Source organism: Lutibacter sp. (assembly GCF_041596795.1).
GTDB lineage: Bacteria > Bacteroidota > Bacteroidia > Flavobacteriales > Flavobacteriaceae > Lutibacter.
The window spans coordinates 1-18030 of sequence record NZ_JBFHHX010000066.1; the positions used below are offsets into that span (position 1 = coordinate 1).

Here is an 18030-nt window from a genome sequence, read left to right on the forward strand (position 1 = left end):
CCACCCTTCTTGGATTGCTTGTGTGGCAATACATAATCTATGAGATATAAAAAACCAATCTACATTTACTACTATTAATACTGTTTTTTTATTCTTCAATTTTTCCTCTTTTTCTTGTACTATTAAAATCTATGATCATTAAAACTGCAAATAACAACCAAAATTCTTTTTTTCTAAAATGATAATTATAACTCCAAGATAGGAGACTCGCTAAAAAAAAAGGAATAAAATAGTGGAAGAAATTTGTTTGAATTGAATTTCTATTTCTATAAACTATATACAGTAAATAAACCATAAAAATAACATAGCCAAAAACCCCTATTAATCCAGTTTCTCCCAATACTTTTAAATAACTCCCATGAATTTCAAATTCACTATAATGATTTACAAAACCACCCAATCCAGAACCAAACCAAATATTATCAGAAAAAGAGATTAACGTATTCTTAATATTATCAATAAAAAGGTTTGCAATTTCTTTATTTTCATCTCTATGTGTAATTCGGGATGCAATTCTAAACGCAATATTTTTAAACAAAGTTGGAGTAAATTGAAAAATCGCTAAAACAAAAAAACTTACAAAGGCTAAAAAAATTCCTACATCTTTAAAAATTCTCTTTTCCAAAGTAACTATTAAAAAAATAAATAATCCAATACTAAAAGAAATAAAGATAGAAACCCTTCCTGTTGAAATCATAAATAACATACATAAAAGTATTGTTATATTTAAAAATACCTTCTTTGATTTACTGTAATTCGTTGTAAAATCTGAATATTTTAACGGAATCAATAGAGTTAACATTGTAAAGGAATAATTTGCAGCTTGCCCAAAATAACGAAATCCAGAAACACCATAGTTTTTATTAGCGGACTCAAATACATTAGGGAATCCTATATTTACTGCAATTACATCGTATATACCTATACTCGATAAAATAAAGGTTGTTATTGTTACTATTGAAAATAGTGAATCTCTAGGCTGATCTTTAAAAGTAAAATATATGGTTATGGATAGTAAAATCAAATAAATTAAAATAATAACTTCAGCCAAAGTGCTTATTACTGATAATGAAGTAACTATTGAAATTAAAAAACATAAAACAACTAAACCACCTAACCTATATCCCATTGGAATCTGTTTAAAAAGTTCCTTATCTTTTAAAAACTGTATTCCAAATAATCCAATTGCTAACAATCCAAAAATATCAGAAAATGTCATTCTGGCAATGATAAAATTTTCAGAATCAATATTAATTGTATGCGTTATAAAAGATGTTAAAATCATTAAAACCACTAAAATTTGAATCGCTCTATACATCTTCTAATTTTTTAAAAAAGTACCAAGATAAAAAAGCATATATAAATCTCCCTAATAACAAGGCAATAGCACCACCAAAAATTGGATTTATAGGCAATAGAACCATCGAAAATAACACCATTGCTACAAATGAAACCAATGTAATTCTACCATACAATCTATCTTTATACCACGTCAATAAACCATTAATTCCATAACCAGATATCACTCCAACTAAGAAAGGCGTGGGGCTTAAAATTTTAATGATTTTTATGGTTAATGTTAATTCTTCTATAGACTCCCCTGCTAACCATTTAGGAATTATCCAATCACTTATAAAAAACATGGAAAAACTTAAAATAATTCCAATTCCTATCAATACTACTCTAGCCGACAACATTAATGCTTTATTTCGATTGATAATGGAGTAAAAAACTTTGGTTAAAACAGTATTTATGGTACTAAAAGCACTTGTGAATTTTACACCAATCTGCATTAAACTAACGTGTACTGGTAAGCCTAAAACACCCACTAAAAAAATTGATACTGTTCCAAAAGTTGAAGGCAATAACAAATTAATAAATGAACTGAAATTTGATACTAGATATAACTTCACTTGCTTAAAAGACACTAATTGAATTTTTATATGATATTTTTTTAAAACCCACAAAAAAGCCAATAATCCAACAAAAAGCAATCCAGCACCTTGGTATAGCGGAATGTACTTGTAATCTGATGCTTGCTCTACCAACAATACAACAAACACTACATACAATAGTGTACTTGCCAAATTAATAATAGCTTTAAACTTCATTTTTTCAATACCTAAAAAAAACCAACGTAACGAGAAAAACTCTCCAAGTAAAATAAACGAAGTATAAAAATATAATGTCTTTTGTTGTCGAAAGTCTGGAAATAAAAATATTACAAGAACCAATAGTGCAAAAAGAAGCACTAACAAAAATAACTTTACTGAAAAAACCTCATTGAATAATTCATTTATTTTTAAAGCATTGTGTTTGTTTTTAGATAACTCCCTAACAGTTACCAAATTAAACCCATAATTAAGTATGTTAGACAAAATAAGTGCCAACGCCATTGCGTATGCATACATACCATAATTATCAATACCAACTTTAAAAATTAAATAAGGTATTAACCAAATTGTCAATCCTAATTCCAGCCCTTTTATAGTAAATAATGAAAGTGTATTTTCTGAAAATTTATATATTTTTTGTTTGTTCAAATAGTGCTGTTGATTTAGTTATTGATTTGAAGGCAAATAACGTTTTTTAAGTTTAAAAATTGCTGTTTCAAAAAAACAAAATTATTAAAAATTACTTATCAAAAAGAAATTGCGAACTAAAAAAAGTGTTTCCTATAATTATTAAAAATTAACTTTTTTAAGTTTTATTTCCGTTTGCCTAAATACGAAAACATAGCCAATTAGTAAAACTGCTAAAACGCCTATTAACACAACTATTTGTGCTATCACAGTACAGTTAATACTTAAAATGACAACACTATTAATAAGTACCTGAACTATTGCATATACTCCTGAAACTTTTAAATGAGGCCACTTCCAAACATCTACTAATTTCTGATAAATATGATGCCTATGTGGCTGCATAATATGTTCTTTTAAATACAACCTATACACTATTGTTAAACCGGCATCTACACCATATACGGCTACCAATAATAAAATTACTGGCGATTGTAATTGCACCATAAACGTAAGTCCTAAAAACAAGATTAAAACGGCGATGGAAATACTCCCAATATCACCAGCAAATACCCGGGCTTTTTTTCTAAAATTATAATAGCCAAAAACGAGTAATGAAAGTAGTGTATATATCAATAATTGATTATTTACAATAGGCTCTTTATAATTTAAAGCTACAAAACTACCAAGCACAGCAATACTGTACAAGCCCGTAATGCCATTAATACCATCCATAAAATTATATATATTAATAAAGCCTACACCAATTACCAACAATACACCAATTAATAAAAGTGGCTCATTAAAACCTATGGCTTGATACATTACTAAAGCCACCGCAAAAAACTGAAACGGCAAGCGTATTTTGGCAGAAAGCGTTATAATATCATCAATAAAACTAACCAATGCAATACTACTAACACCTATAAAAAAATAAGGATATTGAAATTTTGAACCTATAAAAAAAGCGGCCATTGCTATAAAAAACAAGATTCCTCCACCTCTTATAGTGGGCGTTGTATGCGAGCTTCTAAAGTTTGGATTGTCTACAATATCATATTTTTGAGCTACTTTTATATACACTATAGCACTCAATACCAATACTATTGCACTAATTACATATTCCATTGTTGTTTATTCTTGAAATGATTTAATTGTTTTTAATAAGCCTTGTTTAGTGCTTTCTGGTAATTGTATATTTAACACCTTTTTAATTTTGGTAGTATCTACTACGTAGCTTTCCGTTAACTTTTGTAGTTTTTCTTCATTTATAGGTAGGTGCAAAAATGTTCCTAATTTTCCAAACCCCAACAGTAACCGCTTTGGAAATTTTAGTATTCTAGAAGGTCTACCACTGCCCTCTCCAATTAGCTGCACTAGTTCATTGGTTGAAATTGCCATATCATCTGCTATATTGTATATACCACTTTCTGGCTGCTGGTTTAATAACTGATTAATTACAAAGCATAAATTTTCTATTGATAAAAAAGATCGTTTATTTTCAAAAGCACCTAATGGATATGGAATTCCTTTTGAAACTAACTGATACAATAAATTTAAGTTTCCTTTATTCCCAGGACCGTGAATCATACAAGGACGTAAAATATAGAGTTTTTTAGTTACCGGTAAGGTTTGTTCTAAAAGATACGTTTCTGCCGCCAATTTAGATTTTCCATAAGCAGTAATAGGCCTTGCAACTACGGTTTCTGTTAACACTCCTTCCACCTCATCTGCAGCTGCTTTTACAGAACTCATATATATAAATACCTTGCAATCACTTTCTAAAAATTGATGGAATAACTTTTTGGTTAACTCGGTATTTGCTTCAAAATAGTCATTTTCATTGGAGACGCCTTTTAAATCGTGTGCCTTCCCTGCCAAATGTACTATTGCTGTTGAAGTATCCCAAATTTCTTTTGAAAGGGTTTGGTAACTGTATTCTTTGGTTGATTTTGGTGTTCTGGTTACCCCAGTTACTGAATATCCTTTTTCTAGTAAGTATGGCGTAAGATTTTGACCTACAAAACCTGTTGCTCCTGTTATTAGTATATTTTTAAGTTGTTGATTCATTTTAATATTTATCATTTACGTCTTGCTGAACTTGTTAGAGCTTCTGTTTCTCCTGTACGTCATGCTGAACTCGTTTACTCACTATTCTTTTTTATTTTTTAAATAGGAGTTCGTGAATCTTCGATTTCAGCATCTGCAACTTTAGAACTCCGAACATTGAGATCCCGAAACAAGTTCGGGATGACGTTGTGCTTGAGATGACGGTTCAATGCATACCGTCATGCTGAATTCATTTACTCACTATTCTTTTTTATTTTTTAAATAGGAGTTCGTGAATCTTCGATTTCAGCATCTGTAACTTTAGAACTCCAAAAATTGAGATCCCGAAATAAATTCGGGATGACGTATCTAACAACAACGTTGGTTACTTCTTAAACAAGCCCAATACCTTCCAAAAACCTCTTAACTTTATTTTTATAGCACTATATTTAATATCATTCCTATCTAAAGCTTTTGCTATTTCTTTAGATATTAACTGATAACTTTTATACCCTGAACTACTTAAACCACCTACCAACATGGCTGTTGTTGTAATACCAGAATATTTCCAGGAAATGTTATTCTTTAGAAAAAAACGGGTTATTAACTCATAATCTGCACCAATGGTAAAATCTAAATGGTACATTCCATATTGTTTAAATAATTCTCTTTTAAAAAATATGGCTGGATGTGCGGGCATAAACCCAATTTTTAATTTTTCTGGTTGCCAGTTGGCGGCACTGTACTTACGTACCACTTTCCCTTTTTGGTTGTGTTGTATAATGTTTCCTACAGAGGCATCAATGGTGTTTTGACTATGAAAATTTGCAATGTCCTGTAATACATTATCATTATAAAACGTATCATCCGAATTTAAAATACCCACAATATCTCCGGTTGCCAATGCAATACCTTTGTTCATAGCATCATACAACCCCTTGTCTGGCTCCGATATCCATTTGGTAATACTAGTATTGTATTGTTTAATAATGGCAACGGTGCTATCTTTAGAATTGCCATCTACCACAATATATTCTATATTAGAATAGGTTTGTGCTGCTACCGATTGTAATGTTTTTTCAATGGTTGCTGCACTATTATAGCAAACGGTGATGATGGAGATTTTCATTTTTTTTAAATTATACTAATTATGCCTCATTAAGAATGTCTTTAAAATAAGAAATTGTTTTTTGCAATCCCTCCTCTAATTGAATTTTCGGCTCCCAACCGTTCAATTTTTCTTTAGCCAAACTAATATCTGGTTGACGCTGTTTTGGGTCGTCTTTAGGTAAAGGCATAAAAATAATTTTTGATGTTGAATTGGTTAATTTAATAATTGTTTCAGCCAATTCAAGCATTGTAAATTCATTTGGGTTTCCTAGGTTAACTGGACCTAAAAAGTCATTAGGCGAATTCATCATACGAATCATTCCCTCTACTAAATCATCAACATATTGAAAAGAGCGTGTTTGTGTTCCATCACCAAACATTGTAATATCCTCTCCCTTTAAAGCTTGCACAATAAAATTTGACACTACCCTTCCATCATTTGGGTTCATATTAGAACCATAGGTATTAAATATTCTGATAATTTTTATATTAACATTATTTTGATGATGATAATCCATAAATAAAGTTTCAGCACATCGCTTCCCTTCATCATAACACGATCTTAAACCTATTGGATTTACATTTCCCCAATAATCTTCTTTTTGTGGATGTACATGTGGATCTCCATAAACTTCACTAGTACTTGCTTGTAGAATTTTAGCATTTACTCTTTTTGCTAACCCTAACATATTAACAGCACCAACAACAGAAGTTTTTATTGTTTTTATTGGGTTATATTGATAGTGAATTGGTGAAGCCGGACACGCTAAATTGTATATTTCATCTACTTCTACAAAGTAAGGATGTGTAACATCATGTCTTACCAATTCAAAATAAGGGTTGTCTAAAAATTTCAGTATATTTTTTTTACTTCCTGTAAAAAAATTATCTAAACAAATCACTTCATTACCTTCATTTAATAATCGCTCACATAAATGTGATCCTACAAAACCAGCCCCTCCTGTTATCAATATTTTTTTCATCATTATATTTTTTTTAATGTAAATTCTTTAATTTTAGTTTATGTTTTGGATCAACATATTGATTTATATGCTATAATTAACCAATTTTAGTAATATCATACCCATATTCTTTTTTAAAATAGGCTATTAAGTTTTCTTTATCTTTCCCAGCATATTTATAGGCTTCATAAATTTTAGCATCTACTAAAAAACGATACCAACCACATTGCAAGGCATTCCAAATAAAACCTCGTTTCCCTTCTAAAAAACCACCTTGTAAAAAGTAACGCACAAACCAAAACAAAATAGGTCTTATAAATAATGGTAATTTTAAATACCGTTGTTTTAGCCACCTTCTTCTTTCTTCCGCAGTCCCCCAAAAACGACCTACAACAGTATCTGAATTGGTAAAATTATATATTTTATCTAAAATATCAATAGCTTCTCTGGTGGCATAACTATTGTGTTTTTGTGTCCACCAAGTTAAATTATTTAAATTATGATCTATTAAATCGCCCTCCAATGTAGTTGTTTCGCCACTTGCTAATTTCATACGTTCATCCATCCAACGTTGTTCACATTGAGCCATTCCATTGCGCCATAATTTTAAATGCCAAATTGGATACATACCGCCCTTTTTTAAGGGTTTGTTAAAAAAATACATTAAACGTTTTATACGAATTCCTGTTACTTCTTTTTTTATTGAAGGAAGCTTCGTGTGTATTGTTGTAATTAATTCATCAGACAAATATTCATCTGCATCCACCCTAATTACCCAGTCAGTATCAATTTCAGCGTTTTTAATTCCCCAATTTATTTGCGTAGCATGATTTTCAAATGCATGTTGATAAATGCGAGCTCCGTGAGCAAGTGCAATCTCTAAAGTTGAATCTGTAGAAAAAGAATCTATTACAACAATTGCGCTACATACCTTTTTTAATGAATTTAAACAGCGTTGTAAATGTTGTTCTTCATTATATGTTAGTACAAATGCCGTTAACGATGGTTGCTTAGTCATTTAGCACTCTTTTTTTAATAAATTTAGCCGGATTACCTCCAACCATATAAAAATCATCTACATCTTTTGTTACTACTGCGCAAGCGCCAACAACCGCATTTTCACCTATATGAATTCCTGGCATTATAAATGCGCGCGCTCCTACAAATACATTTTTACCAATGTAAATATCTCCAATCATTAAAGGGGAACGCTTATCGCTTAAATCATGTGTTCCATTACATATATAAACATATTGAGAAATGGTTACTTCTTCTGCTAAATGAACCAAACCCAAATTATAAACCTCCGAATAAGGCCCCAAGCAGGCTTTGCTTTCCATTTTTAACAACCAAGGAACGTAAATTTTTACTGAAGAATAAATAAAAACATCCCATTCTAAACGTGCACCAAATAATTTTAATAAAAATACACGCCAATACCTACCAACAAGTTTTGGCGATGGTCTAAAAAACAAAATCCAAACAATATTCCAAATACGAATACCTAAAACCTCCTTTAAAGACCAGGAAGAAGTATATGGATTTTTTTGATTTTTTACTTTATATACTAAACGAGACATTTATTTTTTATTTAATATTTGCTCAAAATCTTTTAAATAAGAATTAGCTATTTTTTTATTACTAAAATTTAACGCAGTTTGTGATCCATTAAACGCAAGCTTATTTCTTAATTCACTATTATTAATTAATAATTCTATTGCGTCTTTTAGTGCTAATTCTGGTTCATTTAACTTATGATTAAAAATTAATCCGTTTTCACCATGTACTACAAAATCTTTAAAACACGTTAATCCAGATACAACAGTTGCTCTTCCTGCTGCCATAGCTTCTAAAGGAGATACTCCAAAAGTTTCGCCTTTTTCAGCTACAGAAGGGTAACAAAAAATGGAAGACTTATCTATTTCCTTTTTTAGTAAATGTGCATCAGAAATTGGATCACACCATATAATAGAAAATTTAGTAGCTAAATTATTTAATTTATCTATATAAATATCTCCTCCTCCACCATCACTAAGTTTACGTGGGCCAACTAAAACTAATTCAATATTAGGATACTTATCTATTAATAAATCACACGCTTTTACTAAAATTGTTAAGCCCTTTTCAGGGTGAACTCGACCAGTATATACAATTCTAAATTTATTGTTTTCTGATAGGTTTTCTTTAGAATATTTAAAAATTTCTGTATTTACTGGGTTACTTATAACATTTGCAATACTTTTTGTAGTAGGTGCTTGCATAATTAATTCGTTATAAACAGCAGAGGAAACACATGAAAGCCTGTCTATATGTTTAAAATATTTAAACTGCCCTTTTGGAAAACGCTGAATATTATACACTGCTTTCAAGTATTTTCTTTTAAAGAAAAAACAAAGTAATGGAGACCAAAAAGTGTTTAATACTAATATATCTGTTTTGTCTAATGCCCTTAAGGCTCTTATTGAATATAAAAAATCTAATACTAAATCTTTTTTTAAAGATCCAGTCCAAGCGTAACCTTTAATGTATTTGGCAGTAACGCCATTTGTAACAGCTGTTTTTGTTTGTTTATTAAACTGTTTAGATAGTAACGTAACCTGATGACCTTCATGTACCATTTCTTTAGCCATATCGCTCCATATTCTTTCTACTGCGCCATACCCATTTGGTGGAATATAAACAAACGGACTTGTTATAATTGTTATTTTCATATTGTTTTAATAGATCGATAATTTATCGAAATTTTATAATTTATTAGTTGTAAATATACCCCAAATATTTACCTTAATAATGCTGTTTTTTATTGCCTATTTATTATTAGTAAATTGCGTTTACTATATTGTTTAAATTATATTATCTACTAATTAAAGTTTTATTAATCACAAAGCATCTTAAAACTAAAACCATTATCCTTTAAAGATTTATAAAGCATTTTTTTATGTTCTTCAATTTCAAAATCAGTATTAAACCTATTCTTTATTTTTTTCGCTGGTACGCCTCCATAAATTGTAAAAGGTTCTACATCCTTTGTAACTACAGAACCCATTGCTATAATTGCTCCATCACCAATGGTTATACCTGTTAATATCCTTGAATAAGCACCTATCCATACATCCTTCCCAATACAAGTTTCATTTAAAACACCTCTTCCTGCAAAGATAATAGGAATACCAACTTTAGTAAATTCGTGGTCACCTCCAATTATACTTACATTATTTGCCAACATGGTATATTTACCTATTTTAACTTTTGGGTAAATGATACAATTAGGACCAATATATGAATATTCCTCAGCTACTAAATCTGGTGATACATTTGAAACTCCACCCATATAAAAAGTATGATGAACATTTTCTAAATTTAATTTTTTCCTTAAATAAAACATGCGTACTTCTCTAAATATCTTACGTAGTCTGTTCTTCATTTAAAACATTTTTTATAACTCTTATTTGATACTTAGGATTAAAATAAGTATCTATTTTTTGGAAACAGGCCTCCCTAACCTGCAATCTATCCTTTTTATTTTGCAACCAATTTAAACTGGTTTTGGCAATAGAGGCTAAATCATTTTTTTTAAAAAATGCTCCTGTAACCCCTGTCTCAATTGCTTCAAATTCTGGCATTTGTTCAGAAAAAGTATCGTTTGTTAAAACTGGGGTACCGTATACCATTGCATGCATTGCTGTTAAACCAACATTACCTGGTGAAACACACATTGTAGCATTGTAAATTAATTCGCCTATTGTTACTTCATTGTAACAAGCCCCATAAAACCAAATATTTTTTATACCGTTTTCAGCAGCCAAGGTTTTAAGTTTCTCTTTTTCTTCGCCCTCTCCAACAAGGACAACATTAACTTCTATATTTTTTTCTCTTAATATTTTTTGTAACTCAACTATTTGCTCTAATTTTTTTACTCTAGTTAATCGACCAATAAAAATTATAGTTGGGAACTCATTTTTAAAATGATTTTTATAAATATTCGATTCTTTTAAGTTTTCCCTTATTTTTAATTGGCTTTCATAGTCCAATGAATTATAAATTACATGTAATTTATTTTCATCAAAACCTTCCTTTATCATTAAACCTTTCGCATAGTTACCGTATAGAAAAATTCCATCACTTAAATTAAAAAATATTTTTTTTATAATCCTTTTTATAAAACCTTCATTTCCATACCACCCATGTGACCATAAAAACACTTTTTTATTAGAAAATTTACATAAAAACAACAACACCCAAGTTGATAAACAATAGTATTCACCTAAAACAATATATTTTTTATACTTCTTAAAAATTAAAGAAACTGCACCTGATTGCCAATAAAAATGTGAAACTAACTTTCTATTCTTCAATTCTTTTTTAAAATTAGAAAGTTCTGCATAGTTCATTTTTTTTACATCACCCATTTTATCCCCAAAATAAAAATCACAGTTAATATCTTTATCTATTAACTTAAATATTCCAGCTCTATAATGTTGCGCGTAATTATAAATGAGGCAGGTTTTAGCCATTTTTTTTAAGCATTTTATAAATATTTATAACTTTTTTTGGAAAAAGGAAAAATAAAAACCCTTCTAATTTATATTTTAAAACAGTGCTTAATTGTAAATCCTTAAATAGGGCTCTGTTGTTAAAATAAAAAACACTTAATTCTTTTTGATTTTTTATATCCAATTTTGAAGTATTAAACAATGAGTTATTGATAGCCAATCCAATTAAATTATAAAAAATATGTTTGTATTTCTTTAAAACAAAATTTTCATTAAACTCTTTCAGTTTTATTGCAACTTTAATTAAATCATGTGAACGCTTTGTATTAACTGTATTTGTAATAGAACCTTCTCTTTTATAAAAAAAATAAACGGGAATTTCATATACTCCAATTTTTTGGGCAACATAAAGCATTCTAGGTGTGAACTCAAAATCTTCATGGAATACCCCATCTAGGAAAAATAAGCGATTATTTACCAAAAATGATTTTTTGTAAATATAGAATTGTGCTGGCTGAATAAAACCACTTTTCAATAAATCAATACCATTCGAGGCATTTTTATTACTAACATAAAAAAATGTATTGTTTTGAAAATTGTCATATGCGTTTATTCCCCCCAATGCTAAAACATCTATTCCATTTAATTTAGCTAAAATCGCTTTCAAACAGTTTTCTTTTATCCAATCATCTGAATCTATAAACCAAATATATTCACCACTAGCAATAGATAGCCCTTTGTTTCTCGCAGCACTTAAACCAGCGTTCTCTTGAGAAAAAACAATTAATTCGGGATACTCAAATTTAATTTCATTAATAATCTCAAGGCTTTTATCTTTGGTTCCATCATTAATAATAATAATTTCATAATTTTCTTTCTTTAAATCTTGCTTCAAACAAGAATAAATACATTTTGCAACATATTTCTCAACATTATAAACAGGAATTATAATTGATAATTTTTTCATAGTAATTATTTAATACGCAAAATAAAACGTCTTAACCTTAGTATATTTTTTTTTAGTTTATGATCCCAATAAACTTCCGATGGTTTTAAACTAACAACTTGATCCTCGGAATTCTCATTCCCTAAATATTTAGAATAAAAATCAGCAAGTACATTAAATAAATTATATTCAAAAATTAATTTATTTCTTGCCACCTTAATACTTTCTATTTTATCTGAATATACTTTATCAGAATTCAATAATACATTCTCAACAGTTTTAATTGATTCATTTATATTATTAATATTTATTTTAATTAATGAGTCTTCCTCAAAATAAGAGGTAATATTTTTACACCCATGATAAATAGGAATGCAATATCCAAGATAAGAATCTGCTATTTTCTCAGACCAATAATCATTAATAGCTGAATTTTCAATACATATACAAAATTGATATGATAAAAGTGCTTCTGCTTTATCGTCAACAGGATTAATTCCTTGACCAAAAACTGCTATTTGGTCTCCAAATTTATTTTTAAGAGCATCAAGAAATACCATTCGTTCTTTATGACCTGGCATCATTTTTTTATTTGAAGTTATTATAGATAACTTATTTGTCTTTACAGGTATTGGCAAATCAACCAAATCATCGAAACAATAATTAAATTTCTTGGTTTTAAAACTTAATCCAAAATGCCAAGGTAAAGCTTGTTGGGTAAGATGATTATTTTTATGATTAACATTTGGATGAGAAGTTAATAAGTGATTAAACTGTTTTAAAAAATAATATGAATATTTTCTACTTAAAGGGGGTTCTCCAGAAATAAAAACGAGCCCACCTTCTTTACACTTAAATTTTCTCATATTAGATAGCCCTTCATAAACAACAATCATATCCCAAACCCTATCCTCTTTACTATTTTCACCAAACACAATACCCTCACTTTCAAAAGTACTTGGTAATTGCCTCATGAAAGTTTCTTTAGTAAATGGGGTTAAAATATTTATATAAATTTTACTTTTTATCATTATAAAATAATTTAAAATTAAACATTAAAATAACCAACTGCATAACCATATGAACTACTGAAGCAAATAAAATTGACAATCCATAACCAACTGCGCCATTACCTTTCCCATAAAAAACGATGATTAAAATTAATGCTAATCCCCAAAAAACACGTAATAAAAAATCATACCAAATTAAATTAGAGCAAATGAAAATATAGCCTATAGCATTTGTTACAGCAATTAATACACCTGTGAGCAACACAATTGCAATCAAATCATCACTTAAATTAAATTTCAATCCCATAAATTGTTGAAAAAAACCTCCAAAAATATATAAAACCATCGCCGGTAAAACCGACAGTACTAAATTTAAAAGAAATGTAACTGAAACGGTTTTTTTAAATTTTTTTAAATTTTTATCTCCAAATTCATTCGCTAATTTTGGAATTGTAATTTTACCCGCACTATCTGGCAGAAATAATACAAGTGTTCTTAATTGGTTACCTGCATTATAAGTCCCTATATCTTTATAACCTCCTGGTTGGTTTACAAAAATTGATGTTGAAATCCAATTTACAGGACTGGTAGCAATACTACTTAAAAAAGCAGGAATACTTATATCTAAAATATTTTTCAATTCTAATTTACTAATCTTTGCCCTCACATGAATCTTTCTTTCTTTAAATTTTTTTTCCAAATAAATTCTGTTTACAATAACATTTAACAACCTGGTTAAAAGCAACATCACTGCCAATCCAACTAATCCATAATAGTAAGCACCAGCAACTAACAATGGAGCGCTAATAACACCAACAAAAGTACTGACGATTGCTATTTCTTTAAATGACTCAAAACCTGTTAGTACGCCATTTTGCACCCCATTAATTGCATCAAAAATTACAATTACAGAGGTAATTTGTAATAGTATTGTTAATTTTTCGTTGTTCAATAATTCTATGGCTACTAATTTTGAAGTAGTAAAAAAACTAATGGCTACAATTAAACTTATTATAAAGGATAGTGTATAAAGCGTCCCTATAATCCTACCAACTTTTTCAATATCTCTTTCTCTCCATTCAGCTATTAACTTTGTGGCAGCCAAACCTAATCCTAAGCCCGAAACTGTACCAAACAAACCAACAGTTAACTGTATAACATTATATTCACCAAACATTTCCGGCCCTAATATTTTGGCTATAAATGCTATAGACGCAAAATTTATCCCCTTAGATATGAAAGAGCCTGCTATTGCCCAAATCGAATTCGAGAATAAAGAATTATTCATAACCTTTCTTAGAAATTCAAATTTATCGCCCATATTAATTTACATCACGCCCTATTTTACTGACTCTAAATCCAATTGTAAATAAAAATAATAGTAAATAAATATTCATTGAATTATTAGAACCATGACTCATAATAAACCATTGCTGAATCCCAAAAAGTGGCATCACCAAAATAAGAATTAACGGGAGAGTTAAAAGTGGTTTTAATTTTTTTGGAGCCTTTTTTTTATTTAAATAAATTTGAAATCCAATTTTAAATATAAAAATAATATAGATGATAAATCCAACTATACCAAAATAAGAATATGTGTTATAATAATCTGACTCTGTTGAATGAATTTTCCCTCCAAATCCATAACCTACAATTTCATAAATCAAATCTTTTTTATTTAATTCAGCCTCTTCTATTGAAAAATTTCTACTTTCTAGTTCTTCAAAATAACTAACATCATTATCTAAAAACAATGCATATCTATTTATCACCCAATCTCCTGTTTTAACAATAGCTTCATTTTTAAATAAAACAAAAAGCATTAAACCTGCAACTATTGCAATTTGAAATGTATTTTTAACACTACTAAAATAAATAACAGATAAAATAAATGACAATATTGCAAAAGATATACCTTGCCTTGAACCAGAAAAAAGTATTGAGGCAAAAACAATAAATATAAGTATTCCACTAAGGATTTTATAGAGACCGGTAGTGTTTGAAAAAATGAAATAAGCAATGGGAATTGTTATGGTTCCTAAAGTGCCAACACCACCTCTATATAAAAACATCCCACCCCTACCTATAGAAGAATCATTTAAACTGTCGATTAATTGATTCCAAGCATCTACCTTTACAATATCCAAATAACCTAATAGAATAGCTGTAAACACAAACAATAACATTACTATTTGAACCTTAAACAATTTAATAAGATATTCTTTAGTAAAATAGGTTGAATTAGTTAGTTTAGAGAATAATGTGTAATACAAAAAGAATCGGAAAAAGTGAATTACAATAAGTTTATTTTCAAAAATTACATCACCAATACTAAAAACGCCATATATATTTGCTATTAAGGTGGCGATAAGTGGCCAACCCAAATATAAAATAAATGCAAATTTAACTATAGTATTTTTGGAATGCTTTGGTTGCTTTTGAAATAAAAAGACCAATGCTACAATATCACTTAAAAAAATAGCCCCAGCAACTCCGGAAGAAACTAAAAACAATGCTACCGGACTCACCAATGCTATAGCAAGGAATATATCTAAATTTTTTATTCCGTTTTTTTTACCAACTATAAACGCAATAATTATTGCAAATAATTGAATTAAAAAAGCATTTTGCCACTGGTCGTATTGCCAAAACATATATTAACTTTATTTATTTATTTATTTTACCATTTAATTTTAACAAATTACGAATCCAATTTATTAGAATATATTTTACCCCCTGAATTTTTTCATTTTTTAAACGTAAATATAAAAGCGGTGAATTTTTTAAATTTCCTATTTTATTTTTATCCTCAATCCAAACCTCACTTAAAGGAATTGTTACTCCTTTATTTATTTTAAATAAAATTGAAAAAATACTTTGGTCATGTCTATGAACAATAAAATCTTTAAAATTTTCACTTTTAGATAAATCGTCATTAATTAGACTATAGTTACTTTCAAAGACTTGTTGCCACTGTTTAAAAAACTTTAAACTCTTTTTGTTTTTCCTAATCATAATTAAACCTGCCTGCACTTGAGGTGAATTATAAATTAAAGCATCATCTCGAACGTTTAAAAAATCAAATAAATCTCCCTTGGTATATTTACGCTCTAACATACTCTCTTGTAATTCAACAGCCAATATCCCTAAATCACAATTTTTAACTAATTCAACATACTCCCCAAATCTTTTTAACCCTGCTTTATTAATGCTACAACCAGAATCAGCATATAATAAGATATCTCCATCATTCATTTTTTTAAGAACATCTTGAATTATTGAAACTTTCCATATCCAATAACCAAATCCCCTTACGCTATACTTTAAAACATTTTTAAATTTTTTTTTAAAATCTTTATTTAATGTGAATTCATTAAAAGCAAATACTCCATCAAAAAAATTTGATTCTTTTGCCTCATTAATAATTCTATTTAAAGTTGGTTGTAACCTAGAATCCGCAAAAGAGCAAAAGTAAATTTTATTTTTAACCATAAATTGAAACCTATAAAGCGTATTTTTTTTTATTTATATAATCAATCCTTCAATCAATACATTTATTAATCACCTATTTTTAGACTACTTTCATTAAAGCTTCAGAAACATTTACCTTGCCTTGCTAAGACTCTGAAACAAGTTCAGGGTGACGCATTTATTACGTGCTATCAATAGTGTTTACTCAGCTTGTTTTAATATTTCATGACCTGCTTTTAGCAAATCAACATCTTTTTTCATTAATTGCACATCACTTTGCATCATGTCTTTTACCAAGTCTTTTAAATCGTATTCTGGTACCCAACCTAATTTTTCTTTCGCTTTTGTTGGATCTCCTATTAATAAATCTACTTCGGTAGGACGGAAATATGCTGGATCAATAGATAAAATTTCTTTGCCTATGGCTGGTTGTTTGCGATTGGCAGATCCTGAAACAAGTTCAGGATGACGTGGTTGGGTTCTCGATACACCTTCGCCTTGCTCCGGCACTCGAACTGACGAATTAGTGGCTAGGTTGTATTTTTCTTGGTTAATACTTTTTACATATCCTTTTTCGTCTACTCCTTCTCCTTTAAACTCAACTTCTATCCCTACTTCTTCAAAAGCCATGCGTACAAATTCGCGCACTGTGGTAGTTACTCCTGTTGCAATTACCCAATCTTCTGGTTTTTCAGCTTGTAAAATCATCCACATCATGCGCACATAATCTTTGGCATGTCCCCAATCTCTTTTAGCTTCTAAGTTTCCTAAATAAAATTTTTCTTGTAATCCTAAGGCAATTTTAGCTACTGCTCGTGTAATTTTACGAGTTACAAAAGTTTCTCCTCTTCTTGGAGATTCATGGTTAAATAAAATACCATTACATGCATACATATCATAGGCTTCACGGTAATTTTTAGTAATCCAAAAACCGTAAATTTTAGCTACTCCATAAGGTGAACGCGGGTAAAACGGAGAGTTTTCATCATAAAAACCTCTTTCATTTTTGTTTTCTGGCATACCGCCATACAATTCGGAAGTTGAGGCTTGGTAAATTCTTGTTTTCTTTTCTAAACCTAAAATTCGAACCGCTTCTAGTATTCTTAAGGTTCCTAATCCATCTACATTTCCTACATATTCTGGAGTATCAAAAGACACAGCTACATGGCTCATTGCTCCTAAATTGTAAATCTCATCAGGCTGACATTCTTGGATAATACGTGTTAAATTCATAGAGTCTGTTAAATCTCCATAATGTAATTTTAACCGTTGATCTGGGTCATGTGGATCTTGGTATAAATGATCTATACGATCTGTATTAAATAGCGACGATCTTCTTTTAATCCCGTGAACAATGTATCCCTTTTCTAATAACAATTCTGCTAAATAAGAGCCATCCTGTCCGGTGATTCCTGTGATTAATGCTACTTTTTTATTTTTCATACTATATTTTATTTTAACGCTGAC

Annotated in this window: 17 protein-coding genes; all 17 read right to left on the reverse strand. The window is 29.3% G+C overall.

The window, feature by feature from the left end:
- Nucleotides 1–88: 88 nt before the first annotated feature.
- The 17 genes from ABY298_RS09175 to gmd all read right to left on the reverse strand — a co-directional run bounded on the left by ABY298_RS09175 (nt 89) and on the right by gmd (nt 18006).
- The gene (locus ABY298_RS09175; protein WP_372745748.1) at nt 89–1318 is read right to left on the reverse strand and encodes an O-antigen ligase family protein; all 1230 of its coding nucleotides are present in this window, start codon (nt 1316–1318) and stop codon (nt 89–91) included.
- The gene (locus tag ABY298_RS09180) at nt 1311–2543 is read right to left on the reverse strand and encodes an oligosaccharide flippase family protein (RefSeq protein WP_372745749.1); all 1233 of its coding nucleotides are present in this window, start codon (nt 2541–2543) and stop codon (nt 1311–1313) included. The genes ABY298_RS09175 and ABY298_RS09180 overlap by 8 nt, the downstream gene beginning before the upstream one ends.
- 141 nt (nt 2544–2684) lie before the next feature.
- Nucleotides 2685–3650 carry a glycosyltransferase family 4 protein gene (locus tag ABY298_RS09185; RefSeq protein WP_372745750.1) on the reverse strand — a complete coding sequence of 322 codons (966 nt, stop codon included), beginning with the start codon at nt 3648–3650 and terminating at the stop codon, nt 2685–2687.
- 6 nt (nt 3651–3656) lie between these two features.
- Complete coding sequence (locus ABY298_RS09190; protein WP_372745751.1) at nt 3657–4607, reverse strand: NAD-dependent epimerase/dehydratase family protein; 951 nt, start codon at nt 4605–4607, stop codon at nt 3657–3659.
- 349 nt (nt 4608–4956) lie between these two features.
- Entirely contained in the window at nt 4957–5700 is a 744-nt protein-coding gene (locus ABY298_RS09195) for a glycosyltransferase family 2 protein (RefSeq protein WP_372745752.1), read from the reverse strand.
- Nucleotides 5701–5719: 19 nt separating this feature from the next.
- A complete protein-coding gene (locus ABY298_RS09200) occupies nt 5720–6664 on the reverse strand; it encodes a UDP-glucuronic acid decarboxylase family protein (RefSeq protein ID WP_372745763.1) in 945 nt (314 codons plus the stop codon).
- Between the two features lie 76 nt (nt 6665–6740).
- Nucleotides 6741–7661, reverse strand: a complete 921-nt coding sequence (locus ABY298_RS09205; protein ID WP_372745753.1) for a glycosyltransferase family 2 protein — start codon at nt 7659–7661, stop codon at nt 6741–6743.
- On the reverse strand, nt 7654–8223 hold the full coding sequence (locus ABY298_RS09210; protein ID WP_372745754.1) for a DapH/DapD/GlmU-related protein: 570 nt from the start codon (nt 8221–8223) through the stop codon (nt 7654–7656). Before ABY298_RS09210 ends, ABY298_RS09205 begins: the two co-directional genes overlap by 8 nt.
- Complete coding sequence (locus ABY298_RS09215; RefSeq protein ID WP_372745755.1) at nt 8224–9354, reverse strand: glycosyltransferase family 4 protein; 1131 nt, start codon at nt 9352–9354, stop codon at nt 8224–8226.
- A 164-nt stretch (nt 9355–9518) separates the two neighbouring features.
- Nucleotides 9519–10067 (reverse strand): DapH/DapD/GlmU-related protein, encoded by a 549-nt coding sequence (locus ABY298_RS09220; protein ID WP_372745756.1) that lies wholly within the window; start codon nt 10065–10067, stop codon nt 9519–9521.
- Nucleotides 10048–11157: a glycosyltransferase gene (locus tag ABY298_RS09225; RefSeq protein ID WP_372745757.1), complete on the reverse strand. Its 1110-nt coding sequence runs from the start codon at nt 11155–11157 to the stop codon at nt 10048–10050. The genes ABY298_RS09220 and ABY298_RS09225 overlap by 20 nt, the downstream gene beginning before the upstream one ends.
- The gene (locus tag ABY298_RS09230) at nt 11150–12103 is read right to left on the reverse strand and encodes a glycosyltransferase family 2 protein (RefSeq protein ID WP_372745758.1); all 954 of its coding nucleotides are present in this window, start codon (nt 12101–12103) and stop codon (nt 11150–11152) included. Before ABY298_RS09230 ends, ABY298_RS09225 begins: the two co-directional genes overlap by 8 nt.
- A gap of 5 nt (nt 12104–12108) precedes the next feature.
- Nucleotides 12109–13113, reverse strand: coding sequence for a glycosyltransferase family 10 domain-containing protein (locus ABY298_RS09235; RefSeq protein WP_372745759.1), 1005 nt, complete (start codon nt 13111–13113; stop codon nt 12109–12111).
- Nucleotides 13100–14380, reverse strand: a complete 1281-nt coding sequence (locus ABY298_RS09240) for an oligosaccharide flippase family protein (protein ID WP_372745760.1) — start codon at nt 14378–14380, stop codon at nt 13100–13102. Before ABY298_RS09240 ends, ABY298_RS09235 begins: the two co-directional genes overlap by 14 nt.
- Nucleotides 14381–14414: 34 nt before the next feature.
- On the reverse strand, nt 14415–15746 hold the full coding sequence (locus ABY298_RS09245; protein WP_372745761.1) for a hypothetical protein: 1332 nt from the start codon (nt 15744–15746) through the stop codon (nt 14415–14417).
- 13 nt (nt 15747–15759) lie between these two features.
- A complete protein-coding gene (locus tag ABY298_RS09250; protein ID WP_372745762.1) occupies nt 15760–16584 on the reverse strand; it encodes a hypothetical protein in 825 nt (274 codons plus the stop codon).
- A 180-nt stretch (nt 16585–16764) separates the two neighbouring features.
- Nucleotides 16765–18006, reverse strand: a complete 1242-nt coding sequence (gene gmd / locus ABY298_RS09255) for a GDP-mannose 4,6-dehydratase (protein ID WP_372745764.1) — start codon at nt 18004–18006, stop codon at nt 16765–16767.
- Nucleotides 18007–18030: the final 24 nt, after the last annotated feature.

Coding starts and splice junctions, on each gene's coding strand:
- ABY298_RS09215 (WP_372745755.1), bottom strand. CDS start 9,354: ATGAAAATAACAATTATAACAAGTCCGTTTGTTTATATTCCACCAAAT.
- ABY298_RS09245 (WP_372745761.1), bottom strand. CDS start 15,746: ATGTTTTGGCAATACGACCAGTGGCAAAATGCTTTTTTAATTCAATTA.
- ABY298_RS09250 (WP_372745762.1), bottom strand. CDS start 16,584: ATGGTTAAAAATAAAATTTACTTTTGCTCTTTTGCGGATTCTAGGTTA.
- ABY298_RS09235 (WP_372745759.1), bottom strand. CDS start 13,113: ATGATAAAAAGTAAAATTTATATAAATATTTTAACCCCATTTACTAAA.
- ABY298_RS09225 (WP_372745757.1), bottom strand. CDS start 11,157: ATGGCTAAAACCTGCCTCATTTATAATTACGCGCAACATTATAGAGCT.
- ABY298_RS09220 (WP_372745756.1), bottom strand. CDS start 10,067: ATGAAGAACAGACTACGTAAGATATTTAGAGAAGTACGCATGTTTTAT.
- ABY298_RS09200 (WP_372745763.1), bottom strand. CDS start 6,664: ATGAAAAAAATATTGATAACAGGAGGGGCTGGTTTTGTAGGATCACAT.
- ABY298_RS09240 (WP_372745760.1), bottom strand. CDS start 14,380: ATGAATAATTCTTTATTCTCGAATTCGATTTGGGCAATAGCAGGCTCT.
- ABY298_RS09195 (WP_372745752.1), bottom strand. CDS start 5,700: ATGAAAATCTCCATCATCACCGTTTGCTATAATAGTGCAGCAACCATT.
- gmd (WP_372745764.1), bottom strand. CDS start 18,006: ATGAAAAATAAAAAAGTAGCATTAATCACAGGAATCACCGGACAGGAT.
- ABY298_RS09210 (WP_372745754.1), bottom strand. CDS start 8,223: ATGTCTCGTTTAGTATATAAAGTAAAAAATCAAAAAAATCCATATACT.
- ABY298_RS09230 (WP_372745758.1), bottom strand. CDS start 12,103: ATGAAAAAATTATCAATTATAATTCCTGTTTATAATGTTGAGAAATAT.
- ABY298_RS09205 (WP_372745753.1), bottom strand. CDS start 7,661: ATGACTAAGCAACCATCGTTAACGGCATTTGTACTAACATATAATGAA.
- ABY298_RS09185 (WP_372745750.1), bottom strand. CDS start 3,650: ATGGAATATGTAATTAGTGCAATAGTATTGGTATTGAGTGCTATAGTG.
- ABY298_RS09190 (WP_372745751.1), bottom strand. CDS start 4,607: ATGATAAATATTAAAATGAATCAACAACTTAAAAATATACTAATAACA.
- ABY298_RS09175 (WP_372745748.1), bottom strand. CDS start 1,318: ATGTATAGAGCGATTCAAATTTTAGTGGTTTTAATGATTTTAACATCT.